General features: G+C 73.0%; 21 protein-coding genes and 1 pseudogene. 6 read left to right on the plus strand and 16 right to left on the minus strand.

The features are described 5' to 3' along the window. Window positions 1-526 precede the first annotated feature (526 nt). Together FL583_RS38210 and FL583_RS38215 are read right to left on the minus strand one after the other, a co-directional pair. Window positions 527-706, minus strand: a complete 180-nt coding sequence (locus FL583_RS38210; RefSeq protein WP_142709805.1) for an antitoxin — start codon at window positions 704-706, stop codon at window positions 527-529. Between the two features lie 149 nt (window positions 707-855). Next, a complete protein-coding gene (locus FL583_RS38215) occupies window positions 856-1818 on the minus strand; it encodes a GlxA family transcriptional regulator (protein WP_142709806.1) in 963 nt (320 codons plus the stop codon). Window positions 1819-1893: 75 nt separating this feature from the next. Here FL583_RS38215 and FL583_RS38220 point away from each other — a divergent pair, with 75 nt between their 5' ends. Next, the gene (locus tag FL583_RS38220) at window positions 1894-2523 is read left to right on the plus strand and encodes a cysteine hydrolase family protein (RefSeq protein ID WP_142709807.1); all 630 of its coding nucleotides are present in this window, start codon (window positions 1894-1896) and stop codon (window positions 2521-2523) included. Here FL583_RS38220 and FL583_RS38225 read toward each other — a convergent pair. After that, window positions 2501-3295 carry an SAM-dependent methyltransferase gene (locus tag FL583_RS38225; RefSeq protein ID WP_142709808.1) on the minus strand — a complete coding sequence of 265 codons (795 nt, stop codon included), beginning with the start codon at window positions 3293-3295 and terminating at the stop codon, window positions 2501-2503. The two genes, FL583_RS38220 and FL583_RS38225, sit on opposite strands and share 23 nt — an antisense overlap. Here FL583_RS38225 and FL583_RS38230 point away from each other — a divergent pair. Continuing rightward, window positions 3294-4052 (plus strand): alpha/beta fold hydrolase, encoded by a 759-nt coding sequence (locus tag FL583_RS38230; RefSeq protein ID WP_142709809.1) that lies wholly within the window; start codon window positions 3294-3296, stop codon window positions 4050-4052. The genes FL583_RS38225 and FL583_RS38230 overlap by 2 nt on opposite strands. Here the strand turns inward: FL583_RS38230 and FL583_RS38235 are convergent. From FL583_RS38235 to FL583_RS38260, 6 genes and pseudogenes are all read right to left on the minus strand, one after another. Further along, a complete protein-coding gene (locus FL583_RS38235; RefSeq protein ID WP_142709810.1) occupies window positions 4003-4602 on the minus strand; it encodes a TetR/AcrR family transcriptional regulator in 600 nt (199 codons plus the stop codon). The two genes, FL583_RS38230 and FL583_RS38235, sit on opposite strands and share 50 nt — an antisense overlap. Window positions 4603-4776: 174 nt before the next feature. Continuing rightward, window positions 4777-5016: pseudogene (locus FL583_RS43300) on the minus strand (SDR family mycofactocin-dependent oxidoreductase); the annotation flags it as partial. A gap of 63 nt (window positions 5017-5079) precedes the next feature. Next, entirely contained in the window at window positions 5080-6378 is a 1299-nt protein-coding gene (locus FL583_RS38245; protein WP_205752826.1) for a right-handed parallel beta-helix repeat-containing protein, read from the minus strand. Between the two features lie 148 nt (window positions 6379-6526). After that, the gene (locus tag FL583_RS38250; protein ID WP_142709812.1) at window positions 6527-6919 is read right to left on the minus strand and encodes a GntR family transcriptional regulator; all 393 of its coding nucleotides are present in this window, start codon (window positions 6917-6919) and stop codon (window positions 6527-6529) included. Further along, window positions 6916-8031 (minus strand): ABC transporter permease, encoded by a 1116-nt coding sequence (locus FL583_RS43350; protein WP_170324092.1) that lies wholly within the window; start codon window positions 8029-8031, stop codon window positions 6916-6918. Before FL583_RS43350 ends, FL583_RS38250 begins: the two co-directional genes overlap by 4 nt. Then, window positions 8028-8909: an ABC transporter ATP-binding protein gene (locus FL583_RS38260; protein ID WP_142709813.1), complete on the minus strand. Its 882-nt coding sequence runs from the start codon at window positions 8907-8909 to the stop codon at window positions 8028-8030. Before FL583_RS38260 ends, FL583_RS43350 begins: the two co-directional genes overlap by 4 nt. 106 nt (window positions 8910-9015) lie before the next feature. On the opposite strand from FL583_RS38260, the gene FL583_RS38265 reads away from it, so the two are divergent. Beyond that, window positions 9016-10287, plus strand: a complete 1272-nt coding sequence (locus FL583_RS38265) for a bifunctional glycosyltransferase family 2/GtrA family protein (protein WP_142709814.1) — start codon at window positions 9016-9018, stop codon at window positions 10285-10287. Window positions 10288-10313: 26 nt separating this feature from the next. Further along, window positions 10314-12371 (plus strand): ArnT family glycosyltransferase, encoded by a 2058-nt coding sequence (locus FL583_RS38270; RefSeq protein ID WP_142709815.1) that lies wholly within the window; start codon window positions 10314-10316, stop codon window positions 12369-12371. On the opposite strand, the gene FL583_RS38275 is transcribed toward FL583_RS38270, so the two are convergent. Then, window positions 12353-12544, minus strand: a complete 192-nt coding sequence (locus FL583_RS38275) for a hypothetical protein (RefSeq protein ID WP_142709816.1) — start codon at window positions 12542-12544, stop codon at window positions 12353-12355. The two genes, FL583_RS38270 and FL583_RS38275, sit on opposite strands and share 19 nt — an antisense overlap. Window positions 12545-12577: 33 nt before the next feature. Continuing rightward, window positions 12578-13972: an FAD-binding oxidoreductase gene (locus FL583_RS38280; RefSeq protein ID WP_142709817.1), complete on the minus strand. Its 1395-nt coding sequence runs from the start codon at window positions 13970-13972 to the stop codon at window positions 12578-12580. Window positions 13973-14105: 133 nt separating this feature from the next. Here FL583_RS38280 and FL583_RS38285 point away from each other — a divergent pair, with 133 nt between their 5' ends. Further along, window positions 14106-15929 (plus strand): toll/interleukin-1 receptor domain-containing protein, encoded by a 1824-nt coding sequence (locus tag FL583_RS38285; protein WP_142709818.1) that lies wholly within the window; start codon window positions 14106-14108, stop codon window positions 15927-15929. On the opposite strand, the gene FL583_RS38290 is transcribed toward FL583_RS38285, so the two are convergent. The 3 genes from FL583_RS38290 to FL583_RS38300 form a co-directional block, all read right to left on the minus strand. Continuing rightward, window positions 15922-16623, minus strand: coding sequence for a S1 family peptidase (locus FL583_RS38290; protein WP_240746966.1), 702 nt, complete (start codon window positions 16621-16623; stop codon window positions 15922-15924). The two genes, FL583_RS38285 and FL583_RS38290, sit on opposite strands and share 8 nt — an antisense overlap. Before the next feature lie 178 nt (window positions 16624-16801). Beyond that, complete coding sequence (locus FL583_RS38295) at window positions 16802-17437, minus strand: MSMEG_1061 family FMN-dependent PPOX-type flavoprotein (protein WP_142709820.1); 636 nt, start codon at window positions 17435-17437, stop codon at window positions 16802-16804. Continuing rightward, complete coding sequence (locus FL583_RS38300) at window positions 17434-18258, minus strand: siderophore-interacting protein (RefSeq protein WP_142709821.1); 825 nt, start codon at window positions 18256-18258, stop codon at window positions 17434-17436. The genes FL583_RS38295 and FL583_RS38300 overlap by 4 nt, the downstream gene beginning before the upstream one ends. A gap of 63 nt (window positions 18259-18321) precedes the next feature. Here FL583_RS38300 and FL583_RS38305 point away from each other — a divergent pair, with 63 nt between their 5' ends. Further along, complete coding sequence (locus FL583_RS38305; RefSeq protein ID WP_142709822.1) at window positions 18322-19302, plus strand: helix-turn-helix transcriptional regulator; 981 nt, start codon at window positions 18322-18324, stop codon at window positions 19300-19302. Between the two features lie 21 nt (window positions 19303-19323). On the opposite strand, the gene FL583_RS38310 is transcribed toward FL583_RS38305, so the two are convergent. Further along, complete coding sequence (locus FL583_RS38310; RefSeq protein ID WP_170324093.1) at window positions 19324-19638, minus strand: STAS domain-containing protein; 315 nt, start codon at window positions 19636-19638, stop codon at window positions 19324-19326. Between the two features lie 76 nt (window positions 19639-19714). Beyond that, window positions 19715-21313, minus strand: coding sequence for a sensor histidine kinase (locus tag FL583_RS38315; RefSeq protein WP_142709824.1), 1599 nt, complete (start codon window positions 21311-21313; stop codon window positions 19715-19717). Between the last annotated feature and the right edge of the window lie 134 nt (window positions 21314-21447).

The following is a 21447-nucleotide window of genomic DNA, read 5'->3' on the forward strand; positions in this document are numbered from 1 at the left end:
CGCTCGACGATCGTCACCAGGTCACCGGCCGAGTAGTCCTCGAACTCGATCGTCCGGGTGAACCGGCTGGCCAGGCCCGCGTTGGCAGCGGGCCGGGGTGCGGCCGGGCGCTGGGCCGGGACGGGATGCCGGGCCGGGCCGGGTTGCGGACGGGCGGCCGGGTCGGGGTGCGGAGGGGCAGCTGGGGCGGGTTCTGGTCGACGGCCGGGGTTGATCGCAGCTCGACCGGTCGCGGCGGCGCGGGCCGGCGGGTGCCGTGGGGCCGGAGGCCAGCGCGGGCGGGCGGGGCGCGGTGCCGGCCGGTCGGCCGTAGCTCGGCCGGCAGCTGTTGCGGGTGAGCGGCCGTCGCGGGCTGATGACCGTCGCGGATAGTCGGCCCTCGCGGGTGGGTGGGCCTCGCGGGTGGGTGGGCCTCGCGGGTGGGTGGGCCTCGCGGGTGAGCGGCCGTCGCGGGCTGGTGACCGTCGCGGATGGCTGGCCCTCGCGGGTGGGTGGCGGTCCCGGCCGGGTGGCCGGGACCGGTGGGTTACTGGGCGGTGTCGCCGTCGCCGGTGCGCTTCTGGGCTTCGTCGACGCCCCGGTCGATCTGGGACGAGTACTTCTCCCCGGTGCGCTGGTCGACCTGGTCGCCGGCCTTGTCGAGGCCCTGGTCGACCTGCTCGTCGTGCTTGTCGGCGAAGTCCTTGGCCTTGTCCATGAAGCTCATGTCGTGCCTCCTTGTGCGTCGGGCGACGATTTGCCCGAGAACGGAGGCGCCAAACCCGGCGTTGACTTCGCCACAACCCGTGCAGCGATCGGCTCAGCTAGTCGCGCCCCCTCGGCGAATGGCCCAGCGCACTGTAGTCGCGACTGGAACTACCAGCCACCCGCAGAACGGTCACTGCGTTCCGTCGATGGGCTGGTGAAGCGGCGGCGGTAGGACGTTGGGGTCGTCGCGTAGGCGGCGGCGAAGTTCTGGCGGAACGTCACCGCGCTCCCGAACCCACACGCCCGCCCGATCCGCTCCACCGACCACGACGTCGCCTCCAGCAACCGCCGGGACTCGTCCAACCGCCGCCCCAGCACCCACCTGGCCGGCGTCGACCCCGTCACCTCGGCGAACCGCCGGGTGAAGTTCCTCCTGCTCATCCCCGCCCGGTCGGCCAGGTCGTCCACGGTCAGCGGACGGTCCAGGTGCGCCAGCGCCCAGTCGAGCGTGTCCCCCAGCTGCCCGACCCCGCCCGGCTCCGGCATCGGCCGATCGACGTACTGGGCCTGGCCACCGTCGCGGTGGGGCGCGACCACCAGGTGCCTGGCCACCGTCGACGCGGCCGCCGAGCCCAGGTGCGTCCGCAGTACGTGGAGGCAGGCGTCGATGGCCGACGCGGTTCCGGCCGACGTCAGGACGTCGCCGTGGTCGAGGTAGAGCGCGGACGGGTTGACCTCGATGCCCGGCCGACGCCGGGCGAGGTCGGCCGCGGCCGACCAATGGGTGACGGCCGTGCGGCCGTCGAGCAGTCCACTGTCGACGACCGGGAACGCGCCGAGGCACAGACCGGCGATGCGGGTCCCCCGGCGATGGGCGTCGCGGATCAGCCCGACGAGAGCATCGTCGGCGGGCCGGAGGTCGGTGTGCCAGGACGGCAGCACCAGCAGATCGGCACCGTCGACGACCGAGGGCCCGGCCACGTCGGAGATCGCGACGCCCTCGGCGGCCCGGATGCCCCGGCCGGACGAGGTCCAGACCGACACGTCCCACGACACCTCACCGAACACCAGCAGCGGCGCCGCGAGGTGGAACATCGTGATGCCGTCGAACGCGTGCACCGCGATCTTCATCCTGGCCCGATCTCATCGATGGTGGTCTTCCGTGCCGCTCACCGTAGCGCCCCGGCCCGGGCACGATGAAGAACCATGAGACGAGCGCTGATCGTGATCGACGTCCAGCAGGAGTACTTCGACGGCGCCCTGCCGATCCAGTACCCGCCCCGCGACGACTCCCTGGCCAACATCGTCCGAGCCCTCGACACGGCCGAGCAGCACGGTCTCCCGACCGTCGTCGTGCGGCACGAGTACCCGGCCGGCGCGCCGGTCTTCGCGGCCGGCTCCCCCGGCTGGGCCCTCCACCCCGACGTCGAGAAACGCGCCGCCACCGCCCACCGCGTCACGAAGAGCAACTCCAGCGCGTTCGCCGGCACCGACCTCGCCGACTGGCTCGCCGACAACACCGTCGACACGATCACGATCGCCGGCTACATGACCAACAACTGCGACCTCGCCACCGCCGCCTCGGCCGAGGAACTCGGCCTCGCCACCGAGATCCTGTCCGACGCCACCGGCGCCATCCATCTCTCGAACAGCGCCGGCACCGTCGATGCCCAGCAGCTCCACGAGACCCTGCTCGTCCTGCTCAACTCGAACTTCGCCTCGGTGGCGACGACCGACCAGTGGATCGCCGCCGTGCACGACGGCCGGCCGCTCCCGGCTCCCGACCTCGGCGCCTCGGCCGCCCTGGGACGTCTCAGGGCGTCGGAGCAGGGCTGAGCAGCACCAGGTTCCCGAGCGCGGTCGGGACCGGCCGGACCAGCCTGAACCCGGCCTCCCGGGCCTCGGCGACCAGCTCGTCGACGGTCCGGCCCGCGGTGATGCCCCGCTGCCGCTGCTGCAGCCGTTCGACCGCGGCGGCCAGCGGGTCGGGCGGCAGCGGCTGCTCCTGCAGGAGCAGCAGGCCGTCCGCGGTGAGCGCCCGGCGGAGCACGGCCAGCGTGGCCGCGCGGGACTCGTCCGGGAAGAACGCCCGGGCCCAGTAGGCCGCCCGGTAGGTGCCCCGGTCGGTCAGGTCGCGCGCGTCCGCGCACGTCAGCTCGACCCGGTCGGCCAGCCCCAGCGCGTCCCGGCGGCGCTCGGCCTCGGCCACGACCTCCGGGACGAGGTCGACGCCGACCAGGCTCAGGTCCGGGTAGAGCCGCGCGGTCGTGAACAGCGCGCCGCCGATGCCACAGCCCAGATCGAGCATCGGCCCGCCGTCGGCGAGGACCGCGTCCACTTCGGGCACCGCGTCGTACACGGTCCGGTAGAGCGCGGTGGTGACCGCGTCCGCGGCCACGCCGTTGTCCTTCGCGACGACGAGCGCGTCCCCGCCGTCGGGCTTCCCCGGCTCGTCCGCCAGACGGCCGACCTGCTCCATCTCCAGGCGGACGCCGTCCAGCACGCCGTCGATCGTCGCGCCGGACGAGCCCGGAACCAGCGCGGAGAACGGGGCCGCGAGCTCCCAGCCGTCCGCGCCTGTCCCTGCACCGTTACGCTTGCGGACCATGCTGGAGTCGTCCTTCCCCGGTCGCGACGGGGTGAACCTCGGGTACCGGGAGGTCGGCGACGGGCGGCCGCTGGTCCTGCTGCACGGCCTGGCCGGGAACGGCACGCTCTGGACCCGCCACGGCCGGGCCGACGCGCTGGCCGCCCGCGGGCACCGCGTGATCCTGCCGGACTTCCGCGGCCACGGCGCGAGCGCGAAGCCCCACGACCCGGCCGCCTATCCCCCGGACGTCCTGGCCGACGACGGGCTCGCGCTGATCGACCACCTCGGCCTGAGCGACTACGACCTCGGCGGTTACTCGCTCGGCGCGCGGATCGCGTTCCGGATGCTGGTCCGGGGCGCCACGCCGGGCCGGGCGATCGTCGCCGGTCAGGGCCTTCGCGAGTTGCTCGGCACCGGCGGTGGTGCGGGCGCCCGGCTGCGCCGGGCCGTCGAGGGCACCGGCGAGCCCGACGGTTTCGCCCGCTGGCTCGCGACCAGCGGCGAGGACCCGGTTGCCCTCCTGCACGCGCTCGACTCGGTCGTCGCCACGCCCCGCGAGGACGTGACCCGCGTCCGGACTCCGACCCTCGTCGTGCTCGGCGCCGACGACGAGCGCGCGGCCTCCGGCGACGAACTCGCCGTCGTCCTTCCGGACGCGGTCCGGGTGACGGTCCCGGGCGATCACGGCACCGCGGTCGACGCTCCCGAGCTGCTCGACGCGATCCTCAGCTTCGTGTCAGCCAGGCCGGGAACGACGCCAGCAGGTACTCGGTGAGCTGCTCCTCGGTCATCGACGGGTGCTCGATCCAGTCGAGCGTCACGAAGACCGTGCCTGCGGCCATGTACAACGCGAGAGTGCGCACTCCCGTCTCGTCCAGATGGGGCAGTTCGGAGAGCACGGTGCCGCGGGCGACGACGGCGACCTCGTCGACGAGTTTGGCGTGGACGGCCGCCTTCGACCCGATCGCGATCGCGTAGCGGACGAGCGACCGGGCGTCCGAGAGGCCGTCGATGATCCCGCGGAGCCCGAGGCGGGTGATCTCCGGGCGGGAGAGGACGTGGTCCGAACGGCGGGACGAGTCGACGGTCTCGATGTCGGCGAAGACCTCGCTGACCGCGGCGACCGCGACGTCTTCCATCGTCGCGAAGTGGGTGTAGAACGTGCTGCGGGCGACCCCGGCCATCCGGCAGAACGCGGTGACCGAGAGGTCGGTGCGGCCCTCGCCGACCGCGGTGCGGAACGCGGCGATCAGGCGGCGACGGGTCTCGACGGCCCGGACGTCGTCCGTGACCGCGAGACTCTCCCGTCGCTCCTGCTGCGCCACCCGCCCATTGTGTCAGCGCAGGGTGTCACCCGCCGCGACCGGGATCGTGACGCCGGTGACGTACGGGAGTCGTCCGAGGCCAGGTAGATGACCGCGACGTTGGCGGCCGAGTAGCCATCGGCTGCAGCGCGGCCATCGAGCTGGTGACGACGATCGAGCCGCCGTCGCCCGGCTGTCGACCCGGTCGAGCTCGGCCGGGCCGCGGTCGAAGACCGCGCGGAGCGACTCGAGGTCGCGGACGTCGGCGGCGCGAGGTCGTCGGGGGTGGCCATCGGGTAGCCGACCTCGGGCATCTGGGCGGCGATGTCGACCGCGACGATGTCCGCGCCTTCCTGCGCGAGCCGGATCGCGTGGCTACGGCCGCGGGCCGCGGGCCGCGGCGGTGGCGGCGGCTCCCATGGCGCGGCGCGCCATGCGCGGTGGTGCGCGGCCACGAACGCGCCCACCGCGACCTGGGGCCACGCGCTACGAGGCCCCTCAGTCGGCGCTCGGCGACGGGGACGGGGGCTTGGCGCCGTACTCGTACGCGCCCAGGTCGGGCGCACCGCCCACCGGCCGGGCCGCCCCGGTGAAATCGAACTTCGGCGCCCTCGCCGGGTTCGCGGCGTCGATCGCCGGCGAGCTCTCCTTCAGCCGCACGTCCCCGGCGTTCAGGTCGACGAACTCCGGGTCCGACGTCAGGTTGCCGGACATCGTCACGCCGGGGACGTCGATCAGCGGGTTGCCCCAGATGATGTTGTTGACCGCGACCGAGTTGCTCACCGTGCCGCTCTGCAGGCGGATCGCCGCCCGGCCGTTCTGGTAGATCGTGTTGTTGTAGATCTGGACGTCGGAGTACGCGCCGATCCAGAAGTCGACGCCGCCGCCCGGGTTGCCGTGCAGCAGGTTGTTGAAGATCTGGACGTTCCGGGCGCTGCCGCCCGACTCGACGGCCAGCCCGATACCGGACTTCGTGGGCCCCTTGGCGTCGTACACGTCGTTGCTGAAGACCTGGATGTCGTTCGCACCGTCGACGTAGATGTTCGGCCCGTTGTTGGCGTAGACCGAGTTGTACTCGATCGTCCCGTCGCTGGTGGAGTTCTTGACGTCGATGCCCTCTTCGTAGTTCTCGTGCACGACGTTGCCGGCGATCCGGAAGTTCCGGGCCCTATAGAGCGTCAGGCCCTCGTTGGCGGCGGCCCCGATGTCACCGCCGTCGGCGGCCGCGTTGTTGTGGTGGACGCGGTTGCCGGTGAGCGTGTAGTCGGTGCCGTCGCCGAGCAGGATGCCGCCGTCCTGCGAGTACGACACCTCGGCGTCGTCGATCACGACGTGGCTCGAGTGCCCGGCGTAGATGCCGTGCCGCTTCGACCGGGTCACCGAGATGCCGGAGATCTTCACGTACTGCTGCTTGTCGAACGTCAGCAGGCCGCGCCGGTCCTCGCCCGACGTGTCGGGCAGCGTCCCCTCGCCGTCGAGGACGACCTTCTCGCCGTCTTTGGCGGCGATCGTCAGGTACGCCCCGGCCCGGCCGCTCTTGGTGACGTCGACGGCCTCGTGGTACGTGCCACCCTCGATGCGAACCGTGTCGCCGGCCTCGGCCGCGTCCACCGCGGCCTGGATCGTCCGGTACTGGCCGTGCGGGCCGACCGTGAGCGTGTTCTCGTTGCCACGGTCGGTGACCGCGTCGCCCGTCCGGGGTCCGCTGTCGTCCGACTGGTTGGCGATCACGAGCCCGGCGACCACCACCACGCAGACGAGGAGCACAGCCCCCAGGATCAACGGAAGCCGCTTCACCGACCGAATGTCTGCCATGACCTCCCCTACGTCGGACCGCCGGGTCGGTCGCGACGGCGCCCCTCGGACGGGACCCGTCCGAATCCTTGCATGACGGCTCCAGGCGCCGGACGGCCACCGGTAACAGGGTCCGAACGGTCAGGAATTCTCAGGCCACCCGCTCGGCGAACACCTCCCGCATCGCGCTCGAGAACAGCGCGTTGACCGCGTCCCGGTCGAGGCCGGCCGCGCGGGCGTCGGTCAGCCAGCCGACGAGCGAGCGGCGCAGGTCGGGGTGGGCGTCCAGGGCCGGCGAGGCCAGCGTGCGGGTGACGAACGTCCCCTGCCCCGGCCGGGACTCGACCAGCCCGTCCCGCTCGAGCTCCCGGTACGCCTTGTGAACGGTGTTCGGGTTGATCGCCAGCGCGGCGACCACGGCCCGGGCGGTCGGCAGCTGGTCACCGGCCTCCAGCACGCCCAGCCGCAGGGCGTCCTCCACCTGCTGGACGAGCTGCCGGTACGTCGTGACGCCGGACGTCCGATCCAGCCGGAACTCGATCATCGGGACCCCGCCCCCCGGCGCAGCACCAGGACGAACACCGCGACGACCAGCAGCCCGGCCGCCCCGCCGAAGAACGCCGGCTCGTGACCGGGAAACCCCACCTCTCCCCAGGCGAACCGGGTGACGGCGTAGCCGATCAGCGTCGCCGCCATCGCCGGCTCGACCCGCCCGAGCACCGCGCCCGCGAACACCCCGAGCGCGACCGCGAAACACGTGTAGCCCACCGCGGCCGTCGACGTCACGTCGTACGTGTACCGGACGTCGAACCCGCCGAGGACGCTCGGCAGGATCGACCGGACCGCCTGAGCGGTGGCCAGCGTCACGACGGTCACCGTCGCCAGGGCGAGGGACAGCCAGCGCAGACGCCGGGCCCAGAACAGCTCGGCGGTGCCGTCCTGCAGCGGCCGGGCCAGCAGCGGCGCGCCCCAGAACACGCCGAGCGCGGCCGGCAGGTACGAGACGATCGCCCGGGTCGCGCTGCCGTGGTCGTCGACGTTCCGGTGCATCTCGAGCAGAGCCGACAGCATGCCGTGCCCGACGGCCAGCCACAGCGACGCCCGCATCGATTCGCGTTGCCAGTCCGGCGAGACCACGGGCACCAACCAGCCGAACACCACTCCGGAGGCGACCATCACGACGAAGAACCCGGCGACGGTCGCGGCCATCGCCCGGACGGTCCGCCCGAGCACGGCCCCGGCCGCGAACCCGAGCGCGACGGTCAGGAGCACCAGCGCGATCAGTCCCGGAGCCCAGGCCGGCGTCGTCGGCGGCTTCCCCAGCAGTCGCACGGCCGCCACCAGCACGAACGTCGTCACCGCGGCGACGACGAAGACCGGCGCGGTGCGGGCCAGCACCCAGCGCAGGCGCGACACCGACTGGGTGTACGCGAGGTCGATCGTGCCCCGCTGCCGCTCCCGGGCCAGCAGCGGAGCCGCCCAGCAGGCGCCGAACCCGAGCGCGAGGACGTAGGCCGGATCGCCGAAGTCGTTGGTCGCGGACACCAGCTGCGCCACCCACGGCGGATGGCCGGTCGCCGCGACCGAGTACAGCGCGACGACCACGGCCGAGCCGACGAGCGCCCACCGCTGCTGCCGCCAGGCGAGCCAGGTCACGCCGCCACCTCGGCCGGCCCGGCCACGACCGTCGTGCCCGGGCTGCGCAGGTAGCCGAGGACGACGTCGGTCAGCGACACCTCGTGCACGGCCCAGCGCGGGTCGAACGTGTCGCTGCGCACCCGGACCAGCACGGTCGCCTGCCGGGGCGTCGTCCGGGCCGAGACCACCGCGTGCTCCCCGATCCGGGCGCCGCCGCCGTACGCCTCGGCCGGCCCGACCAGCACCCGGTGACTCGTCACCAGGTCGTCGATACCGCCGACGACCTGCAGCGCGCCGTCGTTGCAGAGCAGCAGCGTGTCGCAGACGTCGGCGAGCTCGGTGAGCGCGTGCGACGAGACCAGCACCGTGCAGCCGCGCTCCTCGACCGTCGTCATCAGCTCGCCCATCAGCGCGAGCCGGGCCAGCGGGTCGAGATCGGCCATCGGTTCGTCGAGCAGGACGACGTCGGCCCGCTTGCCCAGCGCGAGCGCGATCGCGACCTGGGTACGCCGCCCACCGGAGAGGCGGGAGATCCGGCACTTCGGAGCGATTCCGAGGTCGTTCAGGCGGGCCTCGGTGCCGCGGGCGTCGAAGCCGGGGTTCGTCGCGCGGCCGAACCGGATCGTCTCGGCGACGGTGAACCCGCCGTAGAGCGGCTTCGCCTGGCCGACGTAGGCGATGCGGCTCAGCGCGCGGTGCACCGGCGTGCCGTCCAGCCGGATCACGCCTTCGGTCGGACGGGTCAACCCGGCGGCCAGCCGCAACAGCGTCGACTTGCCCGCACCGTTGGCGCCGACCACCGCGACGACCCGGCCCGCGGGCACCGCGAACGAGCAGTCCCGCAGCCCCCAGCGTCGGCGGCCGTACCGCTTACCGAGCCCGGTCGCGTCGAGCATCGCGGTTCCCTTCTGTCGTTGTACTAGCACCATAGTAGAACTTCTCACAGCGTGCCTACAGCGGGGACCCATCGCCTCGACAGGTCGCCGGTCGAATCTTTCGGGCATGACCACCGCGACCCTGGACGGGGAGAACAACGACACCCCGACCACCACGCTCGACCCCGTCCGCGCCGCTGCCGCCGCTGGAACCGCCGTGCTCGACGTAGTGATCCCGGTCTACAACGAGGAGAAGGGCATCGAGGGGTCGGTGCGGCGCCTGCACGCCCACCTCACCTCGACGTTTCCCTATCCCTTCCGGATCACGGTCGCCGACAACGCGAGCACCGACAACACCTACGCGATCGCGCACTGGCTGACCGGCCAGCTGCCCGGCGTGGCCGCCGTCCACCTGCCGGAGAAAGGGCGCGGGCGCGCGCTGAAGGCGGTCTGGTCCGCCTCCGACGCACCGATCCTCGCCTACATGGACGTCGACCTCTCGACGGATCTCGCCGCGCTGCTCCCGCTGGTGGCGCCGCTGATCTCGGGCCACTCCGACCTGGCGATCGGCACCCGGCTGTCCAAGGGTTCGCGGGTCGTCCGGGGCACCAAGCGCGAGGTGATCTCCCGCTGCTACAACCTGATCCTGCGGGGCACGCTGCAGGCCGGGTTCTCCGACGCCCAGTGCGGTTTCAAGGCCATCCGGCGCGACGTCGCCGAGCGGCTGCTGCCGCTGGTCGAGGACACCGGCTGGTTCTTCGACACCGAGATGCTGGTGCTGGCCGAGCGGGCCGGCCTGCGGATCCACGAGGTGCCGGTCGACTGGGTGGACGACCCGGACAGCCGGGTCGACATCGTCGCCACCGCGCTCGCCGACCTGAAGGGCGTGTGGCGCCTCGGACGAGGGCTGGCGACCGGCGCGCTCCCCCTGCACACGCTACGGGCCGAGCTCGGCCGGGACGCCCCCGAGGTGGCCCCGGGCGTGCCCTCGGGGCTGGTGCGCCAGCTGGTGCGGTTCGGCGGGATCGGCGTCGCGAGCACGCTGGCCTACCTGGTGCTGTACGTGCTGCTGCGCGGGGTGCTCGGCGCGTTCGCCGCGAACCTGCTCGCGCTGCTCGTCACCGCGATCGCGAACACCGCCGCCAACCGCCGGCTCACGTTCGGCGTCCGGGGCGGGGCCAAGCGCGGGCGTCAGCACTTCGAGGGCCTGCTCGTCTTCGGTCTCGGCCTGGTGCTGACGACCGGGGCGCTGGGCGTGCTGCACGCGATGACGTCGACGCCCGGGCGGGGCGTCGAGCTGGCCGTACTGATCTGCGCGAACCTCGCCGCGACCGTGCTGCGTTTCCTCCTCTTCCGCGCCTGGGTCTTCCACCCCCGCCGCCGGGGCGCCGCCCAGTGACCACCTCACCGACCCGGGAACCGACGATGACCGCACTGGAAACCCCTCCGTCCCCGACCGCCGAGCGGCCGACGGGAAGCCCCCAGCACGACCCCCGCTGGACGCGTCCGGCGCTGGTGGTGCTCCTGCTCGGCACCGCGGTGCTCTACCTGTGGGGCCTGGGCTCGTCCGGCTGGGCGAACAGCTTCTACTCGGCCGCGGTGCAGGCCGGCACCGAGAGCTGGAAGGCGTTCTTCTTCGGCTCCTCCGATGCGGCCAACTTCATCACGGTCGACAAGACACCGGCCGCGCTCTGGGTCATGGAGCTGTCCGCCCGCCTCTTCGGCGTCAACGCCTGGAGCATCCTGGTTCCCCAGGCGCTGGAGGGCGTCGCGTCCGTCGGGCTTCTGTACGCGGCCGTCCGCCGCTGGTACGGACCGGTCGCCGGTCTGATCGCCGGCGCCGTGCTGGCGCTCACGCCGGTCGCGACGCTGATGTTCCGCTTCAACAATCCGGACGCCCTGCTCGTGCTGCTGCTCGTCGGAGCGGTCTACGCGACGATGCGGGCGATCGAGTCGGCCGCCGTGCGGGCCGGCACGCTCTGGCTGGCGCTGGCCGGTGCGCTGATCGGGTTCGGTTTCCTCACCAAGATGCTGCAGGCGTTCCTGATCGTGCCGGTGCTGGGCCTGGTGTTCCTGGTCGTCGCGCCGGCTTCGGTGCGCCGCCGGCTCGCACAGCTGGCGATCGCGCTGGTCGCGATGATCGTCGCCGGCGGCTGGTGGGTGGCGATCGTCGAGCTCTGGCCGGCGGGCAGCCGTCCGTACATCGGCGGGTCGCAGAACAACAGCGTGCTGGACCTCGTCCTCGGCTACAACGGTCTGGGCCGGCTGTCGGGCGACGAGACCGGGAGCGTCACGCCGGGCGGCGGCGGCGCCGGGTCCTGGGGTGAGACCGGCTGGAACCGGCTGTTCAACGCGGAGTTCGGCACCCAGGCGTCGTGGCTGATCCCGGCCGCGCTGGTGCTGCTCGTGGCCGTTCTCGGCTTCACCGGCCGGGCCGCCCGGACCGACCGTACCCGGGCCGGGATGCTGCTCTGGGGCGGCTGGCTCGTCGTCACCGGGCTGGTGTTCAGCTACATGCAGGGCATCATCCACCCGTACTACTCGGTGGCGCTCGCGCCGGCGATCGGGGCGGTGGTCGGGATCGGCGCGGTGTCGGTGTGGCGGCTGCGCGGCGAGGACGCCGGCCGGGCCGTGCTCGCGGTGGCGATGGCCGCGACCGCGATCTGGGGATTCGTCCTGCTCGGACGGTCGGACTGGCAGCCCTGGCTGCGCTGGGTGGTGCTGGTCGGTGGGCTGGCCGTGGCGGTCGGGCTCGCGTTCACCCCGCGTCTGGCCCGACGGGTCGCGATCGGTCTGGCGGCGGCCGCCGTCGTGCTCGGGCTCGCCGCCCCGGCCGCGTACGCGGTCCAGACCGCGTCCGAACCGCACTCCGGGGCGATCCCGAGCGCCGGCCCGTCGTCGGGCTTCGGTTCCTTCGGTGGACGCCAGGGAGGCGGGCAATTCCCCGGCGGCGGAAACCGGGGCGGGTTCCAGATGCCGGGCGGAACCGGCCAGCTGCCGGGCGGAACCGGCAACGGCGGGACCCAGCAGTTCCCGGGCGGAACCGGGCAGCAGCCCGGCGGGACCCAGCAGATGCCGGGCGGCACGACCGGGAACGGCAACGGTGGGTTCCGGATGCGCGGCGGCGGCGGCCTGCTGAACGGCAGCACCCCGAGCGCCGAACTCACCACGCTCCTGAAGACCAACGCCGGCCAATTCACCTGGGTGGCCGCCACGATCGGCTCGAACAGCGCCTCCGGCTACCAACTGGCTACCGGCGACCCGGTCATGGCGATCGGCGGCTTCAACGGCACCGACCCGACCCCGACCCTGGCCGCGTTCCAGGCCTACGTGTCGGCCGGCCGGATCCACTACTTCATCGGTGGCGGCGGCGGCTTCGGGAACAGCAGCTCCGGGACGTCGTCCGAGATCACGCAGTGGGTGGAGCAGAACTTCACGTCCTCCACGGTCGGAGGGGTGACCGTCTACGACCTCACGTCGTAGTTCCCCCGCGGGGGCGGAGGAACCCCTAAGTACCACCACTCCGCCCCGCACTCCGCACACGCGTAGTGCTCGCCGTCGCCGATCTCCACGACCTCGACCTCGTGCGCACACCACGGCCGCCCACGCAGGATCCAGTCCCACTCGATCGCGGCGCTCCCCGCAGTGACCCCCACCACTACACGTTAAGCCCGTTCCGCCAGAACCCGTCAGGGTTGCAGCGCTTCTGCAGCGGTCGGCAACACTTTGCCGGGGTTGAGGATCCCGGCCGGGTCCAACGCCGACTTCACCGCCCGGTGCATCGCCTGCACGGCCGGCGAGAGTTCCCGCGACAGGCCGCCCCGCTTCAGCAACCCGACCCCGTGCTCGCCGGTCACCGTCCCGCCCAGCTCCAGGGCGTCGGACAGGATCTGGTCGAACGCGACCTGCGCCCGCCCGCGGGCGGCCGCGTCCCCGACCGGCGTGATGATCAGCGGGTGCAGGTTGCCGTCCCCGGCGTGGGCGATGTTCGCGATCAGGACGTCGTTCCGCGCGGCCACGGCCTCGATCCGCCCGAGCATCTCGGGCACCGCGGCCTTCGGCACGCAGACGTCCTCGGTGAGCACCGGCCCGAGCCGCTCCAGGGCCGGGTACGCCAGCCGCCGGGCCGCGAACAGCGCTTCCGCCTCGTCGGCATCGGTGGAGACCGCGGCCCAGGTCGCACCCGCACCGTCGAAACAGGCGAGCATCGTCGCGGCCTCGGCGTCGCCGGCCGGACCGGGCGCGTCCGAGCGGCCGAGCAGCACGACGTTCGCGTCGACCGACAGGCCCATGTTCTTCCAGGCGTCGACGGCGGCCAGGCAGTGCCGGTCGACCAGCTCCAGCGCGGACGGGACCACCCCGGCCGCGCCGACCGCCCGGACGGCCTCGCCGGCCGCGACGATCGAGTCGAAGTAGCCGGCCACGGTCCGTTCCGGTTCGCGCAGCGGACGCAGCCGCACGGTGACCTCGGTGACGACACCGAGCGTCCCCTCCGAGCCGACGATCAGCCCGGCCAGGTCGTACCCGGCGACGCCCTTCGCGGTGCGGCGGCCGAGCCGCACCAGCTCGCCGGTGCCGGTGACGACCTCCAGCTCCAGCACGTAGTCCCGGGTGACGCCGTACTTCACGCAGCACAGCCCGCCGGCGTTCGTGGCCACGTTGCCGCCGATCGTCGACCAGGGTGCGCTCGCCGGATCCGGCGGGTACCAGAGCCCGTACTCCGCGCAGGCCGCGCGCAGGTGATCGTTGACCACCCCCGGCTGTACGACGGCCAGCCGCTCGACCGGGTCGATCTCGACGATCCGGGTCATCTGCTCGGTGGACAGGACCACACACCCGTCGATCGCGTTGGCGCCGCCGGACAGCCCGGTGCCCGCTCCGCGCGGCACCAGCGGCACCCGGTGCCGCAGACAGGCCCGCACGACCTCCTGCACCTCGGCGCTCGTGCGCGGCCGGACGACCAGCAGCGGCTTCCCGGCCGGGGCCCACTCGGCCTCGTCGGAGGCGTAGGAGGCCTGGACGTCCTGATCCTCGATGAGACGTTCCGCCCCGATCGCCGCCCGCACTTCGTCCACCAGCGTCATCGCTCCAATCTACGTCCGCGGACCGGCCGTTCGGACAGCTGGCCGTAGGCGGATCGGTCAGGGACCGGGCTCGCTACGGTGAGGCCGCTCTGCCGGACCGGGCGGGCAGCAGCACGAGCAAGGTCGGTGACCCATGGCGGCGCACGACGCGTTCCTCACCTACGCATGGTCGGACGGCAACGGCGTCGCGTCGACGCTCCAGCAGGCGATCCGCACCATCGGCAAGCCGTGGTACCGGCGCAGCGCGCTGTCGGTGTACCGCGACACGACCGACACCGAGCCCAGCGGCTCGCTCCGCTCGGACCTGTTCGCCGAGCTCGACTCCTCCCGCTACCTGATCCTGCTCGCCTCCCGCCGCGCCGCCCGGTCCCGCTGGGTGGAGCGCGAGGTCGGCTACTGGCTGAACAAGTCCGGCACCGACCGCCTGCTGCTCGTCCTCGTCGACGGCGAGATCCACTGGGGCCGCGGCGACTTCGACTGGTCCCGCACCGACTGCCTCCCGCGCGCCCTCTCCGGCCGCTACGCCGCGCCGCCCCCGTACGTCGACCTCCGCTGGGCGGTCGGCCGCGAGGACCTGTCGGTCCACGACCCGGACTTCCGGTCCGAGGCGGCCACGCTCACCGCCACCATCCTGGGGACGTCCAAACGCGAACTCCTCTCGGCCGACGTCGCCGCGCAACGGCGGGCGCGGCGCACCGGGATCTCGGCGATCCTGGCGTTGTCGCTGCTGCTGGTGGTCGCGCTGGTGGCGTCGACGCTCGCGCTGGTCAGCGGGCGGGGCGCGGCGTCGGATCTCCGGCGCGCCGACGCCGACCTGCACACCGCGGCCGCGCAGGCGATGCTCCGGGACGCGCTGAAGCTGCGCGGTGAAGACCCGGGCCGGGCGCTGCAACTCGGCGTCGCGGCCCAGTACCTCGACCCCGGCGCCGGCACCCAGCAGGCGCTCACCGAGACGCTGCGGGTCACGCCGTTCCGCGGCAGCGCCCGGACCGAGCCGCTGTCCGGCGCGATCCTCGACCCGGACGGGCCGTCGGTGCTGACCCGGGCCGCGGACGGCACCGTGTCGTCGTGGAGCCTCGACGGCGACCCGGAACGGCAGCCCCTGGCGTCGTCGGCCGGGACGACGCACATGGCCCGGGCGGGTGCGCTCACCGCGTTGGCGGGCCCGGGCGGGGTCCGGCTGGTGGCGTCGGCGGCCGACGCGGGCCGGGTGGTGTTCCCGGGCGTGACCGCGGTCGGGTTCACCCCCGACGGCCGGACGCTGGCGACCGGCGGAACCGCCGGTCAGCTGCAGCTGTGGGACGTGTCGAAGCCGGCCGCGCCGGTCGCGGTCGGGGACGTGTTCGGCGGCGGCTCGGAGCCGGTGACCGCGCTGGCGTTCAGCTCCCGGCTACTCGCGTATGCCCGCAGCGGCACCGTCCGGCTGTGGAGCGTCGCCGACCCGAAGGCGGCCCAGCAGGTCGCGACGATCGACGACCTCGACGGCGTCGTCGACCTGACGTTCAGCCCGGACGGCCGGCGGCTGGCCGTCGCGTCCGCAACCGGGGTGCAGGTGATCGACGTCGCCGAGCCGTCGGCGCCGGGAACACCGCAGGGGGTCAGCGGCGCGCGCTACGGGACGCTGGCCTGGTCGCCCGACGGACGGCGGCTGGCCGGCGGCGGACCGAACGGGACCGTCACGACGTGGGATCCGGAGCGACGGACCGTCGTGCTGACCGTGGCCGTGCAGAAGGGCGAGGTCCGGGACGTCGCGTTCGACCGGACCTCGGCGACGTTGTTCAGCGCGGGCTCCGACGGCAGCGTCCTTCGCTGGGACGCGACGCCGGCCGTGCCGCCGGCGACCGCGGTGGCGCTGATCAGCGACGCGTGCCGCCGGGCGGGCGGCGGCCTGCCCCGGGACGTGTGGACGTCGTACGCCCCGGGGATCGACTACCGGGATACCTGTCGGCTCAGCTGATCGTGTCGTGGATCCAGTCGGCGGCCACGTCGACGCGGGCCGTCGTCTCCTCGACGAAGTGCGGGCAGTCCGGGCCGGTGCTCTCGGTGGAGACCACCACCGGACCCTTGCGGGTCTCGAGGAAGTACGGGGCGCCGGAGTCGAACAGGCAGGCCGACGTGCTCGGCGAGGGCGCCTTGCCGGTGACGCCGATCGTCGTGTCGGCGACGCTCCCGACCCGGAAGAGGCCGGTCTGCAGGTGGGTGGCCGGTTGCTCGCTGGTGCCGTCGAGGGCGCCCCAGCCGGTCATCCGGAGGGTCTCGCCGACCCGCGGCGCGGACTTCGGGAGGCCGATCGGCTTGATGCGCCGCACCGGGTGCTCGAGGTGCGCCAGCGCGATGTCGTTCACCGGCGACTGCTGCACCTCGTCGACGGCGACGTCGACCCCGCCGGGCCCCTCGGCCTCGACGCGACCCAGGGTGACCTCGGTGTCGTAGGGCACCGGGCCACTGACCCGGGCGCCGTTCACGTCGTGGAAGCAGTGGCCGGCGGTGAGGATCCACTCGGACGAGACCAGGGCGCCGGAGCAGCCGCTGTTCCGGGTGGTGCCGTCGGGATTGGGGATGCCGGTCATCGTCAGCTTGGCCGAGAACCGGTATTTGCCCTCCGGAACCGGCCACCCGTGGGCGATCGCCTGCGCGGGGGCGGCCCCCACGAAGACGACAGCACCGACAGTGACTGCGGATAGGGCTAATGCGGACAGCGGACGCATGCGGACCCTTCGTAGGGGACGATCGGTAACCTTCCTAGCGCGGCGGTGGAGTGTTTCGCTCGTGATTAGACAGATTCCCGGCAATCACTCATGTCACACTGCGCACTCGGGGAGCCCGAGTTCACTCCTTCGGGTAGCGGCGTTCGACTCCCGGGAGGGGCTCGTCCCAGTACGCGGACTGGCTGTAGAAGAGCTCCTTCACCGTCGGGAGCGTCTCGGCCTCCGGCCAGGTCGACGGCTTCCACAGGCCACCCCGCACCGGCGCCTGCCCACAGTGGAGGAACAGCTCCTCGACCTCCACCACCGTCGCCAGCCTGGGCGTACTTCCCCGGTCTCCCTCGAGCATCGCGCCGGTGCCCGGTAGGTCGTCGAGGAACGGGGCGTCGCGGACGATCGTCGCCCGGCCGTTGACGCGGACGGTCTCGCGCATGCCCGGCACCAGGAACAGCAGCCCCACGTTGGGCCGCTCGACGATGTTGCGGAAGCTGTCGATCCGCCGGTTGCCCGGGCGGTCACCGAACGCGATGTGCCGTTCGTCCAGCACGAGGACGCCGCCGGGGCGCTCGCCGCGGGGCGAGACGTCGACTCGTCCGTCGGCGGCCGCCGTTGCCAGCAGGAAGTACGTCGAGAAGGCCAGGAACCGTTCGGTCTCCTCGTCGATGACCGGGATGACCTTGTACTTCATGTGCGGGTGCGGTTCCTCGACGAACTCGCGGAGCTCGTCCACGGTGGTCACCGGGGTTCCGAAGGCGGTCATGCCGCGTCCTCGGAACGGCCGGCTCGCCAGTAGCCGCCGAAGTAGTGCGAGCGCGCGACCCAGCCTTGCTCGTTCACCAGGTAGCGGCGCACGTCGCGCACCTCTGCGGCCTCTCCGGCCACCCAGGCGTACGGGACGCCGGGCGGCCGGGGCATCGCCCGCACGGCGGCGGCCAGCGACGCTCGTCCGGTCAGCCACGTCACCGCGACATCCTCGGCTGGGGTCGGGAGTTCCCGCCGGTCGGCCGTCGTCGGGACCCTCACGATCACTCGCGCGACGGCCGGCTCCGGCAGCGCCTCGAGGATCGCCGCGATCGCCGGGAGGGCCGTCTCGTCTCCGGCCAGCAACTGCCAGTCCGCGCCGGACGGCTCGTACGCGGTCGCGGCCCGCGCCGCGTCGGGCGCGGCCGCCGCGATCACCCCGACCGTGCTGCCCAACTCCGCCGAAGCCGCCCATGCGGACGCCGGCCCCGCACCCCCGCGCCCCGGAGCACCGCGCCCCGCGGCACCGTGCCCCGCAGCACCGGGCCCAACGACGCCGTGTAAGGCGAATTCCACATCCATCAAATCGGCGCCCGGGCCGAAACCGCGGATCGTGAACGTCCGCATCGCCGGGCGGACATCCTCGGGAATCGCCCGGTACGACCCCCACCAGTCGTCCCCCGACGGCAGCACCAGCTCGCCGCCCCGCGCGAACAGCAACTTGATCCGCTGGTCGAATCCATGGCAGCACACGCCCCCGACACCACTTAACGTGATCCGCACGACGCTCGGGCTCACCGTCCGCACCGCGGCCACCCTCGCCGCAACGACGACCGTCACGCCCGGCTCCTCCCCGATCGATCAATTTAGGTCGCCCTAACCTAACAGCCGACGGAGGCCCGGATGCGCGCGGAACGACTGGTCGCCCTCCTGTTCGTCCTGCAGCGCCGCTCGAGCGCCACGATTCCCGAGCTCGCGTTCGAGCTCGGCGTGTCCGAACGCACGCTCCACCGCGACCTCGCCGCGCTCCGCGAGGCCGGCGTCCCGCTCTGGACCGAGACCGGCCGCCACGGCGGCGTCCGCCTCGTCGAGGGCTGGCGTTCACAGCTCGACGGCCTCACCTCGCGCGAGGCGGTCGCCCTCTTCGCGATGGGCGTCCCCCGGGCGCTGGCCCAGCTCGGCCTGGGCACCGCGGTCTCGGCCGCCCACGCCAAGGTCGCGGCCACGCTCCCGGCCGAGTTGCGCAACCAGGCGCAGCTCGTCGCCCACCGCTTCCACCTCGACGCCCCGGACTGGTTCCGCACCGCCGACGACACCGACCACCTGGCGACCGTCGCCCGCGCGGTCTGGAACCAGCGCCGCCTCCGCCTGAAGTACCAGCGCTCCGAGGGCACGGTCGAACGCACCGTCGACCCGCTCGGCCTCGTCCTCAAAGCCGGCGTCTGGTACCTGGTCGCCGACATCGAGGCGTCGAAGCAGCCCGGCGCCCGCCGCACCTACCGAGTCGGCCGCATCACCGCAGCCGAAGAACTCGACGAACCCTTCGACCGCCCGCCCGGCTTCGACCTCGCCGCCTGGTGGCAGGCGTCGTCGGCCCGCTTCGAACGATCGCTACGCCGGGTCGACGTACGGGTACGGCTCAGCCCGCGCGCCTTCCGCGCCGTCCCCAAGATGCTCGAACTGGACGTCACCCACGAAGCGCTCGACACCGCGGCACCGCCCGACGCCGACGGCTGGCGCGAGGTCACGCTGGCCCTCGAATCGACCGACATCGCCGCCGGCCAGCTCCTCGGCTTCGGCGCCGAGGTCGAGGTCCTCTCACCACCCGCCGTCCGGAACGCGTTCGCCGAGGCCGCCCGCCAGATGCTCGATCGGCACCGGTAACCGGTCACGTCGGAGAGAAAGTCAGCGAACCGGCAACGACACCAGCGTGTGCATCCCACTCCGCATGAGCACCGAGCGCACGAAGTCCGGCAGCCCACTCACCACGATCGGCGCCGCCACCCGATTGGCCAGCCCGGCGATGAAGTTGAGACCGGTCGACCCGAAGAACGTGACCGCGGTCAGATCCAGCACCACCCGATCACTACGCATAGCCGCCGACGTCACCTGACGGAGCAGCGCACCGACCACCGGATCGATCGCCCCCCGGAGCCAGACCAGCAGCAGCCGGTCCGACCGCACCCACAGCACCGGGCTCGGCCCACTCGTGTCCTCCACGGTATTTCTCCTGGTCTCAGCGATTCCCAACCCACGGGCCGACTGTTTGACCACGAGACTCCGATTCTCTCCCGACTCAGCCGGTCGGGCCACTTATCGGCAGCCGCACCACGACGGTCGCTCCGGAATGATCACCGTAGGTGACGTCGATGGCACCGCCGTGCGCGCGAACCACCGCGCGGGTCAGGCTCAGCCCGACCCCCGTGTCGCGCACCCGTTGGCTCCGCCGCCGGGCGCCCGGCGGCACCCCGATCCCGGAATCCACGACCGTGAGCTCGGCCACGCCCGGATCGTGCCGCAGCCCTACGTACACGTCCCCGCCCTCCGGCGTGTACCGCACCCCGTTGCCCAGCACCGTGTCGACGACGTGCCGCAGTCGCCGGTCGTCCCCCTGAACGAGCAGGTGCGCGGGCAGAGCGCGGTGGACCAGCACGCCGGACGCCTCGCCGAGGTCGTCGATGGCGGTCGACACGAGGACCGCGAGGTCGACCGCCCGGACCTCCAGGCCGCCGGCCCCGCCCTCCAGGGCGGTCAGGTCCAGCAGGTCGTCGAGGACCGCTCCGACCGAGGCCGCGTCGCGGCCGACCGCCTGCAGGCCCGGGTCCGCCGTCGCCAGCTCCTCCACCGTCCGGACGATCGACGCGAGCGGAGTGCGCAGTTCCTGCCCGACCATCGTGAAGAAGTCGTCGCGGGTCCGGGCCAACTCGTGGGCGAGCTCGTCGGCGCGCAGCCGGGACAGGAAGTGGCCGAACTGGTTGGCGATCGTGCTGAGCTGCACCATCAGCTTCGAGCCGTCGGCCTCGCGGTGGTCGGCGATGCCGGTCAGCACGCCGAGCACCGCGTGGCCGTCGCGCACCGGAACGCAGACGACGGCCCGGACCCCGTCGGCGGCGATCCGGCGCGCCCGGGACGGGAAGTCGCTGGTCGGAACCTGGTCGGTACGCAGCACGTCGGGGATCCACATCGGCTCGCCGGTGTCCCAGACGATCCCGGCGACGCCCCAGCCGCGGGCGATCGTGGGCGGCGTGACCGCGTCGAGCGAACGGCCCGGCGCGTCCCAGTGGCCGGCCAGCCGCATCACGTCGGCCACCTCGTCGATCAGCCAGAGCTGCGCGTGCGGCCAGCTCATCGCGCTGGCCACCGCCCGGGCCAGCGCGGATCCGACGTCGGCGACCGAGGTCGCCCCGGCCAGCGCGCGGGCGACCCGCAGCTCGCACTCCCGGAACCGGTCCGCGCGCAGGCGCGCGGTGATGTCCCGGAACGAGGTGACCGCACCCAGGGTCCGGCCGTCGGGCGTCCGGATCGGCCGGGCGGTCGCCTCCGCGTACCGCGGAAGTCCCTCCGGGACGGTGATCCGCACCTCGACGCGTTCGACGGTCTCTCCGCGGAGGGCGCGCTCCATCGGGTGTTCGACGGGTGGCATGCCCGAGCCGTCCGGGTAGGTGAGGCTCTCGCGGATGAGTTGGCCCAGGGTCTCCAGGGTCGTCGCCTCTTCGGCTGGCAACTGGTAGAGCGTGCGCAGGGAGGAGTTGGCGAGCACCAGGCGGCCGGAGCCGTCGAAGGCCGCGACGCCGGTCTGCATGCTGTCGACCAGCGCGGACGTGAAGGCGTCGGGGCCGTCGCGCCAGGCCTCTTCGCAGCCGGTGGAGGCTCCGCGGGCGTGGTCGGTCGACATGCGAGCGAACCCTTCGTTTCCTCGCGGCGACCGCGCACTGCCGCCGGAAACCCGCAATTCGGTCAGGTTGGCTGTGAGGATACGCGTTTGCGAGCACCCCGAGTGCCCCGAGCGACACGTCGGACTTGTCGGGC

It is taken from the genome of Cryptosporangium phraense (assembly GCF_006912135.1).
GTDB classification, from domain to species: domain Bacteria; phylum Actinomycetota; class Actinomycetes; order Mycobacteriales; family Cryptosporangiaceae; genus Cryptosporangium; species Cryptosporangium phraense.